Consider the following 1,261-nt stretch of genomic DNA (forward strand, 5'->3'; position numbering starts at 1 on the left):
GCCGTGTTCGTGCGCGTGGAGGACGAGGACGGCGCCGCCGGCTGGGGCGAGATCTGGTGCAACTTCCCCGCCTGCGGCGCCGAGCACCGCGCGCGGCTGCTGGAGACGGTGGCCGCGCCGCTCTTGGCCGGCCGGCGCTTCGAGGGCCCGGCCGATGCGTGGCGCATGCTCACCGAACGCACCGCCGTGCTGGCGATCCAGTCCGGCGAACCCGGCCCGATCGCGCAGACGCTCGCCGGCATCGACCTCGCGCTGTGGGACCTGAGTGCGCGCCGCGCCGGCCAGCCGCTGTGGCGCCACCTGGGCGGCACGCACAGCCGGGTGCCGGTGTACGCCAGCGGCATCAACCCCGACCAGCCGGAGCGCATGGCCATGCGCCGGCGCGACGAGGGCTATCGCGCCTTCAAGCTCAAGATCGGCTTCGGGCCGGAGCGCGACCTCGCCAACCTGGACGCGATGCGGCGGGCGCTGGGCGAGGATGCGGAACTGATGGCGGATGCCAACCAGGGCTGGACGCTGGACGAGGCACGGCGCATGGCGCCGCGGCTCGAACCGTACCGCCTGCGCTGGCTGGAAGAGCCGCTGCGCGCCGACCGCCCGTGGGACGAATGGCGCGCGCTGAAGGCCGCCACCGCCATCCCGCTGGCCGGCGGCGAGAACATCGCCGGTGCCGAGGCCTTCGATGCCGCATTGCACGCGGACGTGCTGTCGGTGCTGCAGCCCGATGCGGCCAAGTGGGGCGGCATCTCCGGCTGCTGGCCGGCGATCCGCCGTGCGCAGGCCGCCGGCCTGCGCTACTGCCCGCACTACCTGGGCGCGGGCATCGGGCTGCTGGCCTCGGCGCACCTGCTGGCCGCGGCGGGCGGCGACGGCCTGCTGGAGGTGGACGCCAACGACAACCCGCTGCGCACCGCGCTTGCGCCGGCCCTGCAGCACATCGACGGCGAGGGCTGCATCGACCTGGGCGAAGCCGCCGGCATCGGCATCACGCCCGACCTGCGCGAGATCGCCGAGGCCGTGCGCGCCGCGGCGTGATGACGAACCGTTCAGGCTGAGCCTGTCGAAGCCCGGGACGGCACTTCGACAGGCTCAGTGCGAACGGTGTCTTGAGGGCAGATCCCTCCGAAAGCTCACTTGCTCGCCAGCAACTCCACCAGCTCCGGCACGTAACGCTGCGCCCCGCCCTGCTCCACCGCGCCGGCATAGGTCGCCAGCACCGCATCGGCGATCGCCTGCGCCGCGCCGATGTCACCGGCCATCT

1 protein-coding gene is annotated in these 1,261 nt (G+C 73.8%); it reads left to right on the forward strand.

Features of this window, described 5'->3' with window-relative positions:
- A partial coding sequence (locus tag ACIY1X_RS17180; RefSeq protein ID WP_399682749.1) for a mandelate racemase/muconate lactonizing enzyme family protein occupies window positions 1-1,035 on the forward strand: 1,035 nt, incomplete at its 5' end.
- Window positions 1,036-1,261: the final 226 nt, after the last annotated feature.

Origin of the sequence: Xenophilus sp., assembly GCF_044462705.1 — a bacterium.
Lineage (GTDB): Bacteria > Pseudomonadota > Gammaproteobacteria > Burkholderiales > Burkholderiaceae_C > Xenophilus > Xenophilus azovorans.